Genomic DNA, 17,774 nt, shown 5'->3' on the forward strand with positions numbered 1-17,774 from the left:
ACGGCCTTCCACTCGACCTTCGGCGCGGCCTTCCTCGCGGCCTTCCTCGCGGCCTTCTACTCGGCCCTGATCGACCCAGTGAGACAGGTACTGACCGGCGATCCGCTCGTACTCGTGGCTCGTCGTGGTCACGATCTCCTCCAGGTGCTTGCGCGCCACACTCGGTAGCACGGCGAACACGTAGTTCAAATATAGCTTCGCCCGATCCTCGTCCAGGGTGTCCAGCGCCGCGAGCATGGCCTGCAGCGCCGGTCCGATCTCGGGCCGTTCGGCATGCGCGGTGGCCGACAGGACGGCCAACTCGGGACAGGCACGCGCCCGCTCCGGATCGGTGATCAGCGGGATGCGACCCGGATGAACGGCCAGCGGAGTGATCGTCCCGCTGGGGCCCAGCTCGATCGCCTGCTCACACCAGCGGGCCACTGCCGGATCCGGGCAGATGACCATCAGGGCGGTCGGGCACTCCAGCCGGGCCCGCAGCGCCGTGGAGTACACCGGCCAACTGAACCGCTTACGCGCGTCACGGCGATTCTGCACCTCCACGATCAGCGCAAGCTGAGCTCCTCCCGCCGCGTCGCGCAGCACCACGACCGAATCGGCGCGGAACTCCACCGGAGCCAACTGAGTGCAGTCCACAGCTTCCACCGCGACCGTGGCGAATGAGGGTGGCTGGACACCGGCGGCGTCCCGCAGCAACTCCACCGCGGTCATCGGCTGGTTGTGGATCAGCTCGATGGGCATCTCATGGTCGACTCCTGGCATGAGACGCAAAGTTACTTCATGTATTCAGCCAACTACAGTGAGTTCGCAAAATTCCGCGTAGCGAGATCCATCCCCTCCGGCCGGGGCGACCTCGGTGAACCGCAGGCGATCGGCCGAAAGGTGCCCGGCGGGCGTTACCGCGAGCAGTCCCCACCCACTAGGCTGGCGGAACACCGGTGATCCCGCGCGGGAGAGCGCCCTGGCATCCTGTCAGGGCCCCTGAAGGAGCAAGCCCTCCCCGCGAACCTCTCAAGGCAAAGGACCGTGCGGGCCAGGTGACCTCTGGAAAGCAGGCCTGCAGGCCTCGCCGAAGGTGAAAGTCCGGCAAAGGACGGGCGAAGCTCTCAGGCACCGATGACAGAGGGGGAGGATGCCCAATAGTCCGACGCAGCATCCGTCCTCCTGAGGTGCATCATGTCCCGGTCCACTCCGTTGCGCGAGGTCCACGAGGCCCTCGGCGCCACCCTGACGGATTTCGCGGGCTGGCTCATGCCCCTGCGTTACGGCAGCGAGTCGGTCGAGCACAACGCGGTCCGCACGGCCGCCGGGCTCTTCGACCTCTCCCACATGGGGGAGATCTTCGTCACCGGCCCCCAGGCGGGCGAGGCGCTCGATTACGCCCTTGTCGGCTGGCTCAGCGCGCTCGACACCGGGCGGGCCCGTTACACCATGATCGTGGACGGGAACGGCCACGTCCTCGACGACCTCATCGTCTACCGGCTCGCGCCCGAGGAGTTCCTCGTCGTCGCCAACGCCGGCAACTACCCCATGGTCGCCCGGGAGCTGACCGAGCGCGCCGGGTCGTACGACGCGCGGGTTGAGGACCGGTCCGAGTCCTTCGCGCTGGTCGCGGTGCAGGGCCCGAAGAGCGCCGAGATCCTCGCCAAGCTCACCGAGGCCGACCTCGACGGGCTCAAGTACTACGCAGGCCTCCCCGCGACCGTCGCCGGGTTCGAGGCCCTCATCGCCCGCACGGGCTACACCGGTGAGGACGGCTTCGAGCTGTTCGTCCGCAACGAGGACGCCGTGCCGCTGTGGAACGCGCTGTCCGAGGCGGGCGCGGGGCTCGGACTCCTCCCCGCCGGTCTGTCCGCCCGCGACACCCTCCGCCTCGAGGCGGGCATGCCCCTCTACGGCAACGAGCTGACCGAGGAGCAGACGCCGTTCGACGCCGGGCTCGGCCGGGTGGTGCGCCTGGACAAGCCGGGCGACTTCGTCGGGCGCGCGGCTCTCGCCGAACGCGCGGCCCAGCCGGACCAGGAGGACGGACCGGGCGCGGACGCCCTCCGCCTCGTCGGGCTCGTCGCGCGCGGCCGCAGGGTCCCCCGTCACGGCTACCCCGTCACCCGTGACGGCGTGGTCGTGGGCGAGGTGACCAGCGGCGCGCCTTCGCAGTCGCTGGGAAAGCCGATCGCCATGGCGTACGTCTCGCGCAGCGCTGTGGAAGCGGGTGGCCTGACCGTGGACATTCGTGGCAGCCATGAACCGGTCGACGTCGTTGACCTGCCTTTTTATAGGAGGAGCAAGTGAGCACCATTCCCGAGGACCTCAGCTACACCAAGGAGCACGAGTGGGTGGCCGGGCTCGATGACGGCCGCACCGTGACGGTGGGCGTCACCGCGTACGCCGCCGAGCAGCTCGGCGACGTGGTGTACGTCCAGGTGCCCGAGGTCGGCGCCGCGGTCACCGCCGGAGACGCCGTGGGCGAGGTCGAGTCCACCAAGTCCGTGAGCGACATCTTCGCGCCGGTCACCGGCGAGGTCGTGGAGGTCAACGCGGCCGTCGTCGACGACCCGTCGCTGGTCAACTCCGACCCGTACGGCGAGGGCTGGCTGTTCCGCGTGCAGATCGGCGAGGAGCCGGAGGACCTGCTCACCTCCGCCGAGTACACCTCGCTCACCACCGCCGAGTCCTGACCACTTCTCCCAAGGACGCCGACCAGTGGCTATCAGCGTGTTCGACCTGTTCAAGGTGGGAATCGGGCCGTCCAGCTCGCACACGGGCGGCCCTATGGCCGCGGCGCACCGGTTCGCCCGCGGCCTGCACGCGGACGGGCTGCTGGAGAAGGTCACCGAGGTCCGGGTGATCCTCTACGGGTCGCTCGGGCTGACGGGGAAGGGGCACGGCAGCGACAAGGCCGTGCTGCTCGGCCTGTCCGGGGAGAAGCCGGAGCTGGTCGACGTCGACCGTGTCGACGGGATGCTCGAGGCCATGCGGTCGAGCGGCACCGTCCGGCTGTACGGCACGCACGAGGTGCCCTTCGTGGTGGGCGACCACCTGGTGTTCGAGCGGAAGCTGTCGCTCCCCCACCACCCGAATGGCATGCGCTTCACGGCGTTCTCCGAGGGCACCGTCGTGCGGGAGAAGGTCTACTACTCGGTCGGCGGCGGGTTCGTCGTGGACGAGAACGCCACCGGCGCCGACCGGATCAAGCCGGACGACACGGTGCTGCCGTATCCGTTCACGACGGCCTCTGAGCTACTCGCCCACTGCGCGGACACCGGCCTGTCCGTCTCCGGGCTGATGATGGAGAACGAGAAGGCGTTCGGCCGTACGCAGGAGGAGATCCGCAGCCAGTTGCTGCACCTGTGGTCGGTCATGGTCGAGTGCGTACGGCGGGGCACCCACAGTGAGGGCATCCTGCCCGGCGGTCTGAAGGTCAAGCGCCGGGCGAACCAGCTCCACCGCAGGCTCCAGAGCGAGAACGACACCGATCCGCTGCGCGCCATGGACTGGGTGACGCTGTTCGCCCTCGCCGTCAACGAGGAGAACGCGGCGGGCGGCCGGATCGTCACGGCCCCCACGAACGGCGCGGCGGGGATCATCCCCGCCGTCCTGTCGTACTACACGAGGTTCATCCCGGGGGCGGACGACGACGGGGTGGTCCGCTTCCTGCTGACCGCCGGAGCCATGGGCGTGCTGTTTAAGGAGAACGCCTCGATCTCCGGCGCCGAGGTCGGCTGCCAGGGCGAGGTCGGTTCGGCCTGCTCGATGGCGGCGGCGGGGCTCACCGAGGTGCTGGGCGGCACCCCCGAGCAGGTGGAGAACGCCGCCGAGATCGGCATCGAGCACAACCTGGGCCTGACCTGCGACCCGATCGGCGGCCTCGTCCAGATCCCCTGCATCGAGCGCAACGCGGTCGCCTCGATCAAGGCGATCGCCGCGGCCAGAATCGCGCTGCGCGGGGACGGCCGTCACTTCGTGGCGCTGGACAAGGCCATAAAGACGATGCGGGACACCGGCAGGGACATGCTCGACAAGTACAAGGAGACCTCGCGCGGCGGCCTCGCCGTCAACGTCATCGAATGCTGACCCGTCAGCGCCGGCGGACGTGAAGCCGCACGAGCGTGGGGATGTCCTCGCGGTCGACCGCCCCACGCACGCGCGGGATCGCGTCGCCGTCGAGGCGCCCGATCACCTCGTGCAGGTCGGCGCGGGGAAGCAGGGACACCAGGACGCGCATCCGCTTGTCGCGGACCAGCCTGACCTGGATCCTCCCGATGCCCTCGATGCCCTTCATCGCGACGCCCAGCATCGCCGTCCCCGATCCCGTACGGCTCCCGCAGCGTCCCCAGCCGAGGGCGACCGCGAGCCAGCGTGTGACGAGCAGGGCGATCAGGATGGCGGCGGCCGCGGCCGGCGGCCGCGCCCAGGCGTTGTTCACGAAGAACGACAGGTCGACGATCCGTGTGCCGAGGTGATCCGCCCGGGCGGCCAGAACGCCGACGCCCGCCGAGGCCATGAGCAGCCCGACGATCCCGAGACCGATCCGGTTCCCCATGTACGCGCGCATCTTCAGCCTCTCCTCCTCCTGCGCAGCCGTACGACGACCTCGTGACGGCACTGCACGCCGAGGCCGGACAGCTGGTCTCCCACGGCCGCCCCGACCTCACGCAGCAGTTCGCCCGCGCCCTTGGCCTCGGTGACCACCACGACCTCGATCTGGCCGCGCAACATCCGCACGCGGGCCCGCTGGACGCCTTCGACCGTCTGGGCCGCGACCGCGAGGGTCCTGCTCAGGCCGGCGCGGGTCAGTCCCATCACCAGGAGCGGGTCCTCGCACTCCAGGGGCACCAGCCGGGGCCGCCCGGGCAGTACGGCGAGGGCCACCAGGCCCGCACCGCAAACGATCATCATGGCGGCCGTGCCGGGGACGGCGGGGTCCGCGAAGGTCGTCGACAACAGGCGATGGAGCGGCGGCCACAGGACGGGCGAGCCGAAGATCGTCGCGATGATCTCGACGGCCAGGGCCCACGCGCCCACGGAGAGCACCGCGGCCACCACGATCCCCACAGGCGTGCGGCCCGGCCGCAGCGCCCGGATCGCGTTGCGTCGTACGGCTCGCCGACTGTCGCCCTTGGCCGACGCGCCCGCGAAGATCTCCTGCACGACGCTCATCAGACGGTCACCTCTGGCCAGCACAGCATCGGATCCGATCTGTAGTCACCTGTTCAGGGGTACACGGCGAGAGGCGTCGACGAGCCGATCACCCGCCATCTTGCGCGATCATGGCCGCGCGGCCCCGGAATCTTTGCGATGGCGCCCGTTAACGTGAGTGGTACTCATTTAATTTGCGCCTATTCGTACTAGGCTGCGGACATGGACGACCGACAGCGTCTTGACCATGCCACGGCGGGCCTGCACCCGCCCTTCGCGGTGGTCGACCTCGACGCGCTGCGGTCCAACGCCGCCGACATGGCCCGCCGCGCCAACGGCAAGCCGATCCGCGTCGCCAGCAAGTCGATTCGCAGCCGGGCGATCCTCGAACGCGTCCTCGCCATGGACGGCTTCGCCGGCATCATGGCGTTCACGCTTCCCGAGGCGCTCTGGCTCGTGTCCTGTGGGCTGCGTGACGTGCTCGTGGCGTATCCGTCAGTGGACACGGACGCCCTGCGCGCGCTCGGCTCCGACAGCCGGGCAGCCGGCGAGATAGCCGTGATGGTCGACTCTCCGGACCATCTGGGTCTGATCGAAAGCCTCCACCTCCCTCACCAGATCCGGATATGTCTTGATATGGACGCGGCGTTTGTGGCGTTCGCCGGGAAACTGCGCGTGGGGGCCCTACGCTCCCCCGTCCGCGAGCCCGACCAGGCGGCCCGGATCGCCGAGGACATCGCCGGCCGCCCCGGAATGCGCCTGGTCGGCCTCATGTCGTACGAGGCGCAGATCGCCGGCGTGGGCGACCGGGTCCCCGGCGCGTACGGGCGGGTCGTCCGGTGGATGCAGGCCAGATCCGGCCAGGAACTCGCCGTACGGCGTGCGAAGGTCGTCAAGGCCGTACGGCAGGCCGCGGACCTGGAGTTCGTCAACGGCGGGGGCACGGGCAGCATCGAGCGGACGACGGCGGAGGACGCGATCACCGAGGTGGCGGCCGGCTCGGGCTTCTTCCATCCACGGCTTTTCGACTTCTACCGGAGCTTCAGCGGGCGGCCGGCGGCGTTGTTCGCCCTGCCGGTGGTGCGCAAGCCGTCCCCGGGGGTCGCGACGGTGCTGGGCGGCGGGTATCCGGCCTCGGGCCCGTCGGGGGCGAACCGGCTGCCCCATCCTCATCTGCCGGCCGGGCTGAGGTACGACTCCAACGAGGGAGCGGGCGAAGTTCAGACCCCGCTGGTCGGCGAAGCCGCCCAGCACCTGCGGATCGGAGACCGCGTCTGGTTCCGGCACGCCAAGGCCGGAGAGTTGTGCGAGCGCTTCGCCAGCCTGCACCTGATCGAAGGCGACCGATTGATCGAGGAAGTCCCCACCTACCGAGGAGAGGGCCAAACCTTCCTCTAGCCCCCTCCCCCCGCGTGATCATGCACAGGTTCGCGGATTGCCCACTCGACCAGCCCAAACCCCGGGCGTGATCACGCCCAAGGGTAGGGCAGGCGGTGTCAGCGGTTGCGGCGGCGCATCATGATGATGGCGGCCCCCACGACGAGGACGGCGCCGATTCCGATCAGCACCGGGGCCATGGACTGCGCTGGCGCGTACCGTCCCTCCCCCTCCATCTCGGTGTCGGAACGCGTCGTGGGACCTCCCACGAGATCCCCGATCGACGACACCAGGTGTTCCGCGTTGGCCTTGACCTTGGCGACGCCCCGCTCGGCCACCCGTTTCGGGCTCACGCGGTCCGCGATGGCGTCGACCGTGCGAGCCAGTTCGGCCCGGGTGCGCTCGATCTCTCGTTCCAGCGCATCGGGATCGGTGTCAGCCATGCGATCCCCTCCTGTGGTTTTTCCGTAGGTGATCAGTCTGCCAGGTCCGGTACGCACCCCGCACAACGGCCGAACCGGTAGTTTGGTTGGCGCTTGTCCCCACATCGACGCGGGTCACCCTCACGGGAGGTAGCAATGAGCAGGCTCGAGGTCGGCGACGCCGCGCCCGAATTCACCCTCAACGACGACGAGGGCGACGAGGTGTCGCTCGAGTCGTTCCGTGGCAAGCGCGTCATCCTTTATTTCTACCCAGCGGCGATGACTCCAGGCTGCACCAAGCAGGCCTGCGACTTCCGCGACAATCTGGGCTCGCTGACCGCCCAGGGCTTCGTCGTCCTCGGCGTGTCCAAGGACAAGCCCGCCAAGCTGCAGCAGTTCCGCGAGCGTGACGGGCTCACGTTCCCGCTTTTGTCCGACGTCGATCTCGACGTGCACAAGGCGTACGGCGCCTACGGCGAGAAGACGAACTACGGCAAGACGATCATGGGTGTCATCCGCTCGACCTTCGTCATCGACGCCGACGGCAAGATCGAGAAGGCGCTCTACAACGTGAAGGCCACCGGTCACGTCGCCCGGCTGGTGAAGGAGCTCGGCATCTCCTGACCCGTATGGTCACACCGCCCGAGGCCGCCGCAAAACGGGCGGCCTCCGGCGGTACCCAGCCTGTACGATGGGCGGCGCCTGCCTGTGACGTCACAGGGACCGCACCGCCGTCGACGGTGTGTAGTAGACGAGGGGCCGTAGTCCAACGGCAGAGACAGCGGCTTTAGGTGCCGTCCAGCGTGGGTTCGAATCCCACCGGCCCCACTGTGTGACCGGCGATGCGGTTACGAACCCGGACCAGAACCCGGACCGGGGTCCGGAGCGGCGCACTGCAATCCCGCGTCGGTCCACCGGCAGTATCGGGACAGGTCGTCGGACGGCCGGTTCTGCCCGAAGCGCGGACCGCCCTGGCCGTCTCGCGGAAGCCGCCGCTGACCCTGGCCGGGATCGGACCACACGACTCCGTAGCGCGGGCCGTGGAGCCGGTGCCAGAGGTTGTCGCCGACCAGGACGACGCCCCCGCCGAACAGGGCTCCCACCACCGCGCAGACCACACCGACGATCACGAGCCGGCCGGTGTCCGTGCGACGCGGCCGAGGGGCGCCCGGAGGGCCCATCGGGCGTGCCGGTGGAGGAGGAACCCCAGGTCCGCCCTGTCCCGTCGCGGGACGCCAGCCGGGTGCATTCCAGCCTGCCCCGCCGGGCCCGAAGGCGTACCCCGGCGCGGATTGGCCGGCGGAGCCTACTCCGGGCCCTGCAGCAGGCCCGGAGCGTGGCTCCGCCGTGGTCTGGTGGGGAGCCGCCTCGGCAGGAAGCGGTGTGGTGCCCTCTCCCGGCCCCGGAACGCGCGACTCATCCTCAGCATCGCGCGGCCCTCCATGTTGATCCGCCATCACAGATCTCCTGTCCGCCCCCGACCGAGGCGCTCCCGGGGATAATGATGGTCCTCATTTCGTAAAGGCGGCGTAAGGCCCGTCCTCGCATGTGCGACCTGAGTCGTACGCCCGGATCACTCCGAAGGCGGAACACCGCTGAGCAGCCACTACGTATGGTTGGAACCGTGTTCGGCAGACCACGCGCCTGGGCCCGGCGTCACCCCGTCCTGATCGACTCCGTCACCATCTCACCGGTGGTCCTGTTCTGCCTGGCCACGGTCCCGAATTTCAGCGACGCCCGGTGGCTGGGCGGCTCCCGCGTGGGGATGCCGGCGGGGGTGTTCCTGACGCTCGCGCTCCTCGCGCCGCTCATGTTGCGCAGGAAGTACCCCCGCGAGGTGTTCGCGGCCGTCGCCCTCGTCAGCTTCGGCCAATGGCTGGGCGGCCTGTCAGAGCTCCCGGCGAACATCGCCGTCCTCGTCGCGATGTACGGCGTGGCCGCCCGCTGCACAGCCCCCTGGGCCGTCGCGGCCGGCCTGGTGGCAGAGCTCGGGCTGGCGCTCGCCCAGTCCCGCTATACCGCGTTCGAGCCGAACGCCTTCGCCTCCATGTCGGTGTTCGTCATCGCCATCTGGATCACCGGAATCTACGCGAACACCCGGAGGCGCTACGTGGAAGGCCTGGTCGAGCGGGCCGAACGCGCAGAACGTGAGCGGGACCAGCAGGCGCAGATCGCCGCGGCCGCCGAGCGCACCCGCATCGCCCGTGAGTTGCACGACGTCGTCGCGCACAACGTCAGCGTGATGGTGGTCCAGGCCGACGGCGCGGGTTACGCCATCGACAGCGACCCGGAGCAGGCCCGCCGTGCCGTACAGGCGATCTCTGCGACGGGACGCACGGCGCTCGCGGAGATGCGCCGCCTTGTGGGGGTGCTCAGGCAGGAGGGGGACCACACGCAGGAGTACGCTCCGCAGCCGGGCGTGGCGCAGCTCGGCGACCTGGTCAAGCAGGTCGGCGGCTCCGGGTTGTCGATCGACTTCACCGTCTCAGGAGTGCCCCAGGCGCTCCCGGAGGGAGAACAGCTGGTGATCTACCGGATCGTCCAGGAGGCGCTGACGAACACCCTCAAACACGGGGGCCCGGGTGCTCGTGCCATGGTCGACATGACGTACGGCAGGGGCGAGGTCGTGCTGCGGATCTCCGACGACGGCAGGGGCGCGGCCGCGATCGAGTCCGAGGGCGGGCACGGACTGGTCGGCATGCGGGAACGGGCGGCGATGTACGGCGGGAGCATCGACGCGGGGCCGAAGGCCGGCGGAGGCTTCCAGGTGCTCGCGCGGATCCCGACGAGAGTGACGGCATGACGGACAGGAAGCGGCGGCGATGATCCGAGTGATGCTGGTCGACGACCAGGAACTGGTGCGCACGGGATTCCGGATGGTGCTCGGGGCGCAGCCCGACATCGAGGTCGTCGGCGAGGCGGCGGACGGGGCCTCGGCCATCGAGCTGTTGCGCACGACCGAGGCCGACGTGGTGTTGATGGACGTCCGGATGCCCCGCATGGACGGTGTGGAGGCGGCCCGGCTCATCTGCGCGTCCCCCAGCTCCCCCAAGGTCCTCATGCTGACGACCTTCGACCTGGACGAGTACGCCTTCGAGGCCATCAAGGCGGGCGTCTCGGGCTTCCTGCTGAAGGACGTGCCGCCGCCCGAACTGATCAGCGCCATCCGTTCCGTGAACGCCGGGGACGCGGTGATCGCCCCCAGCACGACCAGGCGGCTGCTTGACCGCGTCGCCGTGCACCTGCCGGCGAGTGAGGCCCTGAAGCGGGACGACGACACCCTGACGGCGCGGGAGCGCGAAGTCCTGTACCACGTGGCCCTCGGACTCTCGAACGCGGAGATCGCCCAGCAGCTGCGACTGGCGGAGGCGACGGTGAAGACCCACCTCGGCCGGATCCTGGCCAAACTGAGCCTGCGCGACCGTGCCCAGGCCGTCGTCTACGCGTACGAGAGCGGGCTCATCACGCCGGATCGTTCCCAGGGCTGACTCGGGACTACATCAGAAATCGCAGACCGGCCGTACGGACCCTCGGCAAGCGGAACAGAAAGCCCTCCGCACGGCAGAGGTACGCGCATGATCGCGAACCTAGGGTTTTCGGCATGACCACAATCACGAGTGTCCGGAGCGCCGTGACCGCGCAGGGGCTCACCAAGGTGTACGGCACGGGCGACGCGGCCGTCCACGCTCTGCGCGGAATCGACGTCGGGTTCGCCACGGGGGCGTTCACCGCGATCATGGGCCCGTCGGGCTCCGGCAAGTCGACGCTGATGCACTGCCTCGCCGGGCTCGACTCGGTGACGGACGGCCACGTCTCCATCGGCGACGTCGAGATCACCCGGCTGAACGACAAGCGGCTCACGCTGCTGCGGCGCGAGCGCGTCGGCTTCATCTTCCAGGCGTTCAATCTGCTGCCCACCCTGACCGCCGAGCAGAACATCCTGCTGCCGCTGCAGATCGCCGGACGGCAGGCCGACCAGGCCCTGTTCGACCGTGTGATCGACACGGTCGGCCTCCGCGACCGGTTGCGGCACAAGCCGAGCCAGCTCTCCGGCGGCCAGCAGCAGCGCGTCGCCGTCGCGCGGGCGCTCATCAGCAAGCCTGAGGTGATCTTCGCGGACGAGCCGACCGGCAACCTCGACTCGCGCAGCGGCGCGGAGGTGTTGTCGTTCCTCCGCACGTCGGTGCGGGAGCTCGGGCAGACGATCGTGATGGTGACCCACGACCCGGTCGCCGCGTCGTACGCCGACAGGGTCGTGTTCCTCCGCGACGGCCTGCTGGTGCGCGAGATCGAGCAGCCGACGCCGCAGACGGTCCTCGACACGCTCGTGGCGCTGGAGGCCTGACCCGTGTTCAGAACCACCATCGCGGGTCTGCTGGCGCACCGGCTCCGGCTGCTGCTCACCTCGCTGGCCATCATCCTCGGCGTGGGCTTCATCGCCGGAACCTTCGTGCTCACCGACACGATCGACGCCGGATTCAGCCAGTCCTTCACCGCCGCCGCCGACAAGATCGATGTCGCTGTCCGCGCGAAAGACGAGGAGAACCCTCTCCCCCCGAGCCTGCTCGCCAAGGTGGGAGCAATCGCCGGCGTCAAGGACGCGCAGCCCATCGTGTCCGGCGAGGCGGCCCTCATCGGCAAGGATGGCAAGACCGTCGGCGAACTTGTCACCGCCGGGGTGTCCTTCCCCTCGTACCGAATGGACCTGACCAGCGGCAAGGTGCCGGCGTCGGACGCCGAGGCCGTGGTCGACACGAGCACGGCCAGGACTCAGGGCTTCCGGATCGGGGACACCATCGCCGTCCTCGACGACAAGAACGCCCGGCACGAGTTCCGGCTCGTCGGCACCTTCGACGTCGGCGTCGACCAGTCCCTCGCCGCCCACGGCGCGGTCGCCTACACCCCCGCGACCGCGATGCGGATGACGGGAGCGAAGGGCTACGCCGAGATCGACGTCACCACCGCGGGCCCGTCCAGGGAGAGCCTCCGTACGGCGATCGCCGCGGTCGCGGGGTCGGGCGCCACAGTCCAGACCGGGGACGAGCTCGCCTCCGACCTGGCGGCCTCCAACGGCGCGAGCACCGAATACCTGAAGGTCGGCCTGCTGATGTTCGGCATCGTCGCCCTGCTGGTCGCGGGCCTGGTGATCTACAACACCTTCGGAATCCTGGTCGCCCAGCGCATGCGCGAGCTCGCGCTGCTGCGATGCATCGGGGCGACCCGGCGTCAGGTCTTCGGGTCGATCGTGCTGGAGTCGGCCATCGTCGGGCTGGTCTCCTCGGTCCTCGGCCTGGGCGCCGGGCTCGGCATGGGAGGGCTCGCCGTGTTCCTCCTGGACACCTTCAGCCCTGACGTGGAGGTCCCCACCGGCACCGTGACCCTGTCGCCGCAGACCATCGTCATCGGCCTGGCCACCGGCCTGATCATGACCGTCGTCGCGGCCCTGCTCCCGGCCCGCCAGGCCACCAAGGTCGCGCCCGTCGCGGCTCTGCGCACGCAGACCGAGGAGCACACGTTCCGTACCGGCGTCGTGCGGATCGTCTTCGCCGCGCTGTTCGGGCTGGCCGCCGCGGCACTGACGTACATGGGCGTGACCGCGAAGCCGAGTGAGACGGCGCTCATGACCGTCATGGCGGGCGGCGTGCTGGCCTTCTTCACCGTGCTGATCCTCGGACCGGTGCTCGTCACACCGCTGAGCGGCCTGGCCGGCTGGCTGCCCGGTCGCCTGTTCGGGGTGCCGGGCCGTCTGGCCACGGAGAACTCACGGCGCAACCCGAAGCGGTCGGCCACGACGACGATCGCCCTCACGATCGGCGTCACGCTGATGACATTCATGGCCGTCCTCACCGCGACCATGCGGGCCACCGCCGACCAGGAGCTCGACTCGCAGTTCCCCGCCGACTACCGGGTCGCCGCGCAGACCGGCGACGTCCCCCACGCGGTCGCGGAGGCGCTGCGCGGACACCCGGAGCTGGCCACCGTGGCGGAGTTCAGGGAGGCCGAGGGCAGGCTCGACGACGAGGACTATCCCATCGGGACGGTGACGTCGTCGGTTCTCGAGACGGCCCTGCGGCCGAAGGCGACGTCGGGTTCCACCGACGGCTTCAAGCCGGGGACGGTCATGATCGCCGACTACGTGGCCGAGCACCTCAAGATCAAGGTGGGCGACGAGGTCAGCGTCGGGACCGAGAAGAACGCCACCCCGCTTCGCGTGATCGCCATCCTCGACTCGGAGTCGCTGCTGCCGTCGATCACCGTGCCGGAGCAGTTCTTCGACGAGCGCTTCGGGAAGGTGGACGACAGCCAGATCCTGATCACCGCGGCCGACGGAGCCGATCAGGACAAGGCGCGGGCGATCGTGGACGACGCGACCCAGCCGTACCCTGCCGTGAAGGTCGCCAGCTCCACCGAGATCCGCAGTCAGTTCGACGACGCGATCGGCGGGATCCTGTCGGTCATCACCGGTCTGCTCGGCCTCGCGATCGTCATCTCGCTGCTGGGCATCGCGAACACGTTGTCGTTGTCGGTGCACGAGCGGACGCGTGAGTCGGCCCTGCTGCGCGCCCTCGGCCTGAAGCGCGGGCAACTGCGGGGCATGCTCACGATCGAGGCGCTGATCCTCGGTCTGGTCGGCGCCCTCGTCGGTACCGTCCTCGGAATCGTCTACGGCTGGGCCGCGACGACGACGATCTCGGAGTCGGTGAGCTTCCGGCTGCCCGTCGGACAGGTCCTGTTGTTCATCGCGGCGTCCGGGCTGGCAGGGGTGCTGGCCGCGGTCCTGCCCGCTCGGCGTGCGGCACGTACGTCCATCGTGGGCTCACTCGCGAGCGACTGAGCCTGTCACGTGGCTGATCACCCGCAGGTGGTCACGAAGGCGGGGGGAGGGGGGTGCGCCACTGCTCGGCCACATCGTCGGGGCCGAGCAGTGGACGTATCGCGATGTCGCCCGTCGTCCCGTCGATGACGAGGCAGCCGCCGCCGACGATCTCGGGGAGAACGCTCGGGTCTTCGGGCTCGTCGCCCGAGATCCAGGCGACGTAGCCGCCGTCGAAGGCGAGCAGCTTCACGTCGGAGCCGCGGTCTCCGAAATGTTCTTCCGCCAGTTCCCGCGCCTGATCGGGCGAGACCTTCAAAGGCGTTGCCCCTCCCGGTCGATGACCACGCAGAAGACCCCGGTGACGGCCTCGTACGGCGGCTCGACCGCCATGTGACCCCGCTGGGCGTCGATCCACAGGACCTCGTCCCGGCAGTTCACGGCGTTCCATGCGTGGCTCCCACCGCCCGGCCAGCGGGTGATGAGCACCGCGCTCGCCCCGTGACCTCCGAAGACCAGTCGCTGCGCGATGGCCACGTAGGCGCGGCGGCCGTGCCCGACATACTCGAACCGATGGCCGAGCCACTGCTCGGCCCGGGCCACTCCCCCCGTCTCACCGGTCAGGAGCGGCTTTCCCCCCGCGTCGAACTCCGGATGACGGCGTGCGGCCACGACCGGTTCCCCATGCCAGGTCGACATGACGGCCAGCGCGCAGTCGACGGCGTTCGTCGACCTGAACGGGTCCTCTGAGGGACCTTCCGCGTTGATCAGGCGTATCCAGGTGCCCCGGGGGTCGGGGAAACGCCCGCTCACCGCGTGGACCAGGCTCGCCTGGGCGAGGATCTCCTCGGTCCCCGGCCTCGCCTCCGCCAGCCCTCCCGGCTTGCCGTACGGACGCGTCGTCTCCAGCCGCGGCGGCCTGCGGGGGCCGTCGAACCAGTCGGGCCCGGGGTCGGCGACCGCGCCGTCCCGGAGCCGGGCACCGCCCGCTCCACGCGTGGCGGGATACTCCCGTGTCGCGCCCTGCGCCCGCCCGGGGCCGTCCTCCTGCTGTGGTGACGCGGCCTGGGCACTGAGCGCTGCTTCAACCGGCGGCTCAGACGGTGCCTGAGCCGGTGTTCCGGCCTGCGTCGCGGTATGCGCGCCGGCCTGTGCCTCGAACCGCGCCGCGGCCCGCACCGTGGCCTGTCCTGTGGCCGGTGCTGTGGAGTCCGTTACCGCGTGCAGTACGGGCTGAACCGCGGGCTGCACCGCTGCGCGGGCGTCGGCGTGCGCCTCGGGCTGGGCTTCCGGCTGTACGGGCTGAACCGCAGGCTGAGTCGCATACTGCGCTTCAGGCTGTGCCACGTCCTGCACTTCGGGCTGTGCCACGTACTGTGCTTCGGGCTGAACCGCGGGTTGACTGGCGTGCTGCTCTTCAGGCTGAACCGCAGGCTGAGTCGCGTACTGCGCTTCAGGCTGTGCGGCGGCCTGCGCTGTGGGCTGGGTGGCGGGCTGGACTGTGGCTTGCGGCGCCGGCGCGGCAGCGTCGGCGATGGTCTCCCCAATCGGATCGGCGGCGTCGGCCTCCGCTGCCGTAGCCAGAGGATCGCCGGTGACGTCCGCCGCGTTATCGGTGACCATCTCGGTCACGTCCGTGACCGCCACGATGTCGTCACCTGAGCCGTCATGCGAGTCTTCGTTCCGGCTGTCACCCGCGTCGTGGTCCGGGTTCTCGGCCGAGCCGTTCGGCGTGCCGCCGAGCGGGGCATTGGACGTCCCCTTCCCCAGGCCGTTGCGGGCGCCCTTCGCCAATCCGTTGAGCAGGCCGCTCAGCAGCCCGTTCGACGTGCCGTTCGAGGTCGCGTGCGACGTCCCGTTCGACGACCCGTCGGCCAGGCCGTTCACCAGGCTGGTCGCCGGGCCGTTCACCAGGCTGTCCGCCATGGCGTTCGACGGGCCGTTCACCGGACCGTTCGGCAGGGCCGCCGCACGTGCCTGCGTGCGACGGTTCTCCCGGCCTCGGTCTTCCGCGCGGAGGTCGTCCAGGTGGCGATCCTCGAGGTGCCGGCTGTCCGCGGACGCCGGAGTCTCCGCGGCCTTCTCATAATCACGCCATCTACGCCCGTCGGCGCTCACGATCGGGTTGTAGACGCCGGACGGCAGCCGCCACCGGGCATGCCTGCGAGCCATCTCCTGAGTCACGTGCTGCGGCCCCCTCCCTGACACGTAATCAGGGTGCCGATGGTAGGGGCGGCCTCACTTCCGTCACAGCGGCTTTCCCAAGTCCAGAAGGATCGCCGGTGGCCTACACAGTGTTCGCCCGGGTTCGTCCGGGTTCAGTCGACCTGAATCTCGATCGCATGGTGCCCGCTCGCCCCGTCGGGAGCGGGGGGTGCGTAGTTCGGCGTCTGCGTGTAACCGCTCGCATCGGTCGCCCGCACCGCGATGACCCGCCTTCCCGGGGGAAGGTGCACCTCGATCGACCACTGCCTCCACGTGTCCGGGCCGTTCACCTCGGCGAGCTTGGCCTCACGCCATTCGCCTCCGTCGATCTGGACCTCCACCGCGGAGATCCCCTTGTGCTGGGCCCAGGCGACTCCGGCGATCGTGGTCGGGCCCGACGGGATGCTGTCGCCGCCTCGCGGGACGTCGATCCGGGACTCCGTCTTGATCGGGCCCATTGGGGCCCAGCCTCGCGGCGTCCAGTAGGCCTCGTCCTGGTCGAACCGCGTCGCCTTGATCTCGGTGATCCACTTGGTGGCGGACACGTATCCGTACAGCCCCGGGACGACCTGACGAACGGGGAACCCGTGCGCGGCCGGCAGCACCTCCCCGTTCATCGCGACGGCGAGCAGCGCGTCCCTTCCGTCCATGACGACGTCGACGGGGGTGCCGCACGTGAAGCCGTCCTGCGAGACGCTCAGCAACATGTCGGCCTCCGGCCTGATCCCCACATCGCGGAGCACGTCGGCCAGTCGTGCGCCGAGCCAGCGGGCGTTGCCCACGTACGGCCCGCCGACGTCGTTGGACACGCAGGTCAGCGTGACGTCCGCCTCCATCAGCGGCCGCTTGAGCAGATCGTCGAAGGTGAGCTCGACCGGCTTGTCGACCAGCCCGTGAATCTTCAGCGTCCAGTCGGCGGGATCGACCGAGGGGACGACCAGGGCGGTGTCCACCCGATAGAAGTCACGGTTGGGCGTGACGAAGGGCGACAGGCCCCTGATGCGCAGATCCGCTCCCGCCGGAATGGGCTTGGCGGGGACGGTGGGCCGCGGCAGGGTCTTCGCGACGGTCCGCCTGGCGACGTCCACATCCCTGGAGGACGCGAGCAGGTTCCCGCCGAACCCGGCGACTCCGGCGACTCCCACCCCCACGACCACACCGGTCAGCAGCCGCCGGCGGTCGAACGTGTAGAGGTCGTCGCCCGCCCGCATCACCGGCGGCATCTCGGCCGGCCGGGCGATCGGCTCGCTCCTGCCGCTGTCCCCTTCGCCCGCCGGTCGGGCCTCGGGCTCCGCTCCGGTCGTCACCGCCGGCGTTGCATCGGCGACCGGATACTCCTCCGGAAGGTCGTCCCAGTCATTGCGCTCCACCCGGCGGAACAGCAGGGACAGCGCCCACGATCCGGCGCCCACGCCGATCAGGGAGGGCAGGATGTCGAACGGCCCCGAGTCCGGCCTGGTGGCCGCGGCCCCCGCGCCGACGAGGCCGAACACCAGCAGCCCCGTCATGCCGTACCCGATCCGCCGCCGGGAGAGCACACCGAGACCCGCGGCGATCAGAGCGAGCACCACGACGATGCCGGTGATCAGGACCACCTTGTCGTTGGACCCGAAGGTCCTGATGGCCCATTCCTTGAGCGCGGCCGGGGTCTGGTCGACCAATGCGCCGCCTACCGCGATCACCGGCGAGGCGCTCGCGTTGGTCAGTCCGGCCACCAGTTGGGCCACGCCGAGCGCCACCGCTCCCGCGACGACCCCGATCACGGCCGCCACCCACCGAGGCAGGCGAGAGCCGCCGTCGTCCGTTTTCACAGTCGA

General features: G+C 69.9%; 17 protein-coding genes, 1 tRNA gene and 2 riboswitches. Of the genes, 10 read left to right on the forward strand and 8 right to left on the reverse strand.

The window, feature by feature from the left end:
• The coding region (locus Pph01_RS17680; protein ID WP_204074206.1) for a hypothetical protein at window positions 1–711 on the reverse strand (711 nt) is incomplete at its 3' end.
• A 228-nt stretch (window positions 712–939) separates the two neighbouring features.
• Window positions 940–1,037: riboswitch (glycine riboswitch) on the forward strand.
• Window positions 1,038–1,133: riboswitch (glycine riboswitch) on the forward strand.
• 43 nt (window positions 1,134–1,176) lie between these two features.
• Between Pph01_RS17680 and gcvT the strand changes: the two genes are divergently transcribed.
• Genes gcvT through Pph01_RS17695 form a run of 3 tightly spaced genes read left to right on the forward strand, consistent with a single transcriptional unit; the run spans window position 1,177 to window position 4,074 of the window.
• Window positions 1,177–2,292: a glycine cleavage system aminomethyltransferase GcvT gene (gene gcvT / locus Pph01_RS17685; protein ID WP_204074207.1), complete on the forward strand. Its 1,116-nt coding sequence runs from the start codon at window positions 1,177–1,179 to the stop codon at window positions 2,290–2,292.
• The gene (gene gcvH / locus Pph01_RS17690; RefSeq protein ID WP_204074208.1) at window positions 2,289–2,678 is read left to right on the forward strand and encodes a glycine cleavage system protein GcvH; all 390 of its coding nucleotides are present in this window, start codon (window positions 2,289–2,291) and stop codon (window positions 2,676–2,678) included. The genes gcvT and gcvH overlap by 4 nt, the downstream gene beginning before the upstream one ends.
• A gap of 25 nt (window positions 2,679–2,703) precedes the next feature.
• Window positions 2,704–4,074: an L-serine ammonia-lyase gene (locus tag Pph01_RS17695; RefSeq protein ID WP_204074209.1), complete on the forward strand. Its 1,371-nt coding sequence runs from the start codon at window positions 2,704–2,706 to the stop codon at window positions 4,072–4,074.
• A 4-nt stretch (window positions 4,075–4,078) separates the two neighbouring features.
• On the opposite strand, the gene Pph01_RS17700 is transcribed toward Pph01_RS17695, so the two are convergent.
• Together Pph01_RS17700 and Pph01_RS17705 are read right to left on the reverse strand one after the other, a co-directional pair.
• Window positions 4,079–4,555, reverse strand: coding sequence for a hypothetical protein (locus tag Pph01_RS17700; RefSeq protein WP_204074210.1), 477 nt, complete (start codon window positions 4,553–4,555; stop codon window positions 4,079–4,081).
• Window positions 4,556–4,557: 2 nt separating this feature from the next.
• The gene (locus Pph01_RS17705) at window positions 4,558–5,160 is read right to left on the reverse strand and encodes a DUF6286 domain-containing protein (protein WP_204074211.1); all 603 of its coding nucleotides are present in this window, start codon (window positions 5,158–5,160) and stop codon (window positions 4,558–4,560) included.
• A gap of 201 nt (window positions 5,161–5,361) precedes the next feature.
• Here Pph01_RS17705 and Pph01_RS17710 point away from each other — a divergent pair, with 201 nt between their 5' ends.
• Window positions 5,362–6,537, forward strand: a complete 1,176-nt coding sequence (locus Pph01_RS17710) for an amino acid deaminase/aldolase (protein WP_204074212.1) — start codon at window positions 5,362–5,364, stop codon at window positions 6,535–6,537.
• A gap of 98 nt (window positions 6,538–6,635) precedes the next feature.
• Here the strand turns inward: Pph01_RS17710 and Pph01_RS17715 are convergent, their stop codons facing one another.
• Window positions 6,636–6,959, reverse strand: coding sequence for a DUF3618 domain-containing protein (locus tag Pph01_RS17715; RefSeq protein WP_204074213.1), 324 nt, complete (start codon window positions 6,957–6,959; stop codon window positions 6,636–6,638).
• Window positions 6,960–7,094: 135 nt separating this feature from the next.
• On the opposite strand from Pph01_RS17715, the gene bcp reads away from it, so the two are divergent.
• Together bcp and Pph01_RS17725 are read left to right on the forward strand one after the other, a co-directional pair.
• Window positions 7,095–7,562, forward strand: coding sequence for a thioredoxin-dependent thiol peroxidase (bcp, locus tag Pph01_RS17720; protein WP_204074214.1), 468 nt, complete (start codon window positions 7,095–7,097; stop codon window positions 7,560–7,562).
• Between the two features lie 131 nt (window positions 7,563–7,693).
• Window positions 7,694–7,766: transfer RNA gene (locus Pph01_RS17725), tRNA-Leu, on the forward strand.
• A 20-nt stretch (window positions 7,767–7,786) separates the two neighbouring features.
• On the opposite strand, the gene Pph01_RS17730 is transcribed toward Pph01_RS17725, so the two are convergent.
• Entirely contained in the window at window positions 7,787–8,068 is a 282-nt protein-coding gene (locus tag Pph01_RS17730) for a hypothetical protein (RefSeq protein ID WP_204074215.1), read from the reverse strand.
• Window positions 8,069–8,562: 494 nt separating this feature from the next.
• Between Pph01_RS17730 and Pph01_RS17735 the strand changes: the two genes are divergently transcribed.
• From Pph01_RS17735 to Pph01_RS17750, 4 genes are all read left to right on the forward strand, one after another.
• Complete coding sequence (locus Pph01_RS17735) at window positions 8,563–9,741, forward strand: sensor histidine kinase (RefSeq protein WP_239116791.1); 1,179 nt, start codon at window positions 8,563–8,565, stop codon at window positions 9,739–9,741.
• 19 nt (window positions 9,742–9,760) lie between these two features.
• A complete protein-coding gene (locus Pph01_RS17740; protein ID WP_204074217.1) occupies window positions 9,761–10,426 on the forward strand; it encodes a response regulator in 666 nt (221 codons plus the stop codon).
• Window positions 10,427–10,539: 113 nt separating this feature from the next.
• Complete coding sequence (locus Pph01_RS17745) at window positions 10,540–11,283, forward strand: ABC transporter ATP-binding protein (RefSeq protein ID WP_204074218.1); 744 nt, start codon at window positions 10,540–10,542, stop codon at window positions 11,281–11,283.
• Between the two features lie 3 nt (window positions 11,284–11,286).
• On the forward strand, window positions 11,287–13,773 hold the full coding sequence (locus tag Pph01_RS17750; protein WP_204074219.1) for an ABC transporter permease: 2,487 nt from the start codon (window positions 11,287–11,289) through the stop codon (window positions 13,771–13,773).
• 31 nt (window positions 13,774–13,804) lie between these two features.
• Here Pph01_RS17750 and Pph01_RS17755 read toward each other — a convergent pair whose 3' ends face one another.
• The 3 genes from Pph01_RS17755 to Pph01_RS17765 all read right to left on the reverse strand — a co-directional run bounded on the left by Pph01_RS17755 (window position 13,805) and on the right by Pph01_RS17765 (window position 17,768).
• Window positions 13,805–14,071, reverse strand: coding sequence for a PepSY domain-containing protein (locus Pph01_RS17755; protein WP_204074220.1), 267 nt, complete (start codon window positions 14,069–14,071; stop codon window positions 13,805–13,807).
• On the reverse strand, window positions 14,068–15,924 hold the full coding sequence (locus Pph01_RS17760; RefSeq protein ID WP_239116792.1) for a toxin glutamine deamidase domain-containing protein: 1,857 nt from the start codon (window positions 15,922–15,924) through the stop codon (window positions 14,068–14,070). The genes Pph01_RS17755 and Pph01_RS17760 overlap by 4 nt, the downstream gene beginning before the upstream one ends.
• 146 nt (window positions 15,925–16,070) lie before the next feature.
• A complete protein-coding gene (locus Pph01_RS17765) occupies window positions 16,071–17,768 on the reverse strand; it encodes a molybdopterin-dependent oxidoreductase (protein ID WP_239116793.1) in 1,698 nt (565 codons plus the stop codon).
• Between the last annotated feature and the right edge of the window lie 6 nt (window positions 17,769–17,774).

It is taken from the genome of Planotetraspora phitsanulokensis (genome assembly GCF_016863295.1).
GTDB classification, from domain to species: Bacteria; Actinomycetota; Actinomycetes; order Streptosporangiales; family Streptosporangiaceae; genus Planotetraspora; species Planotetraspora phitsanulokensis.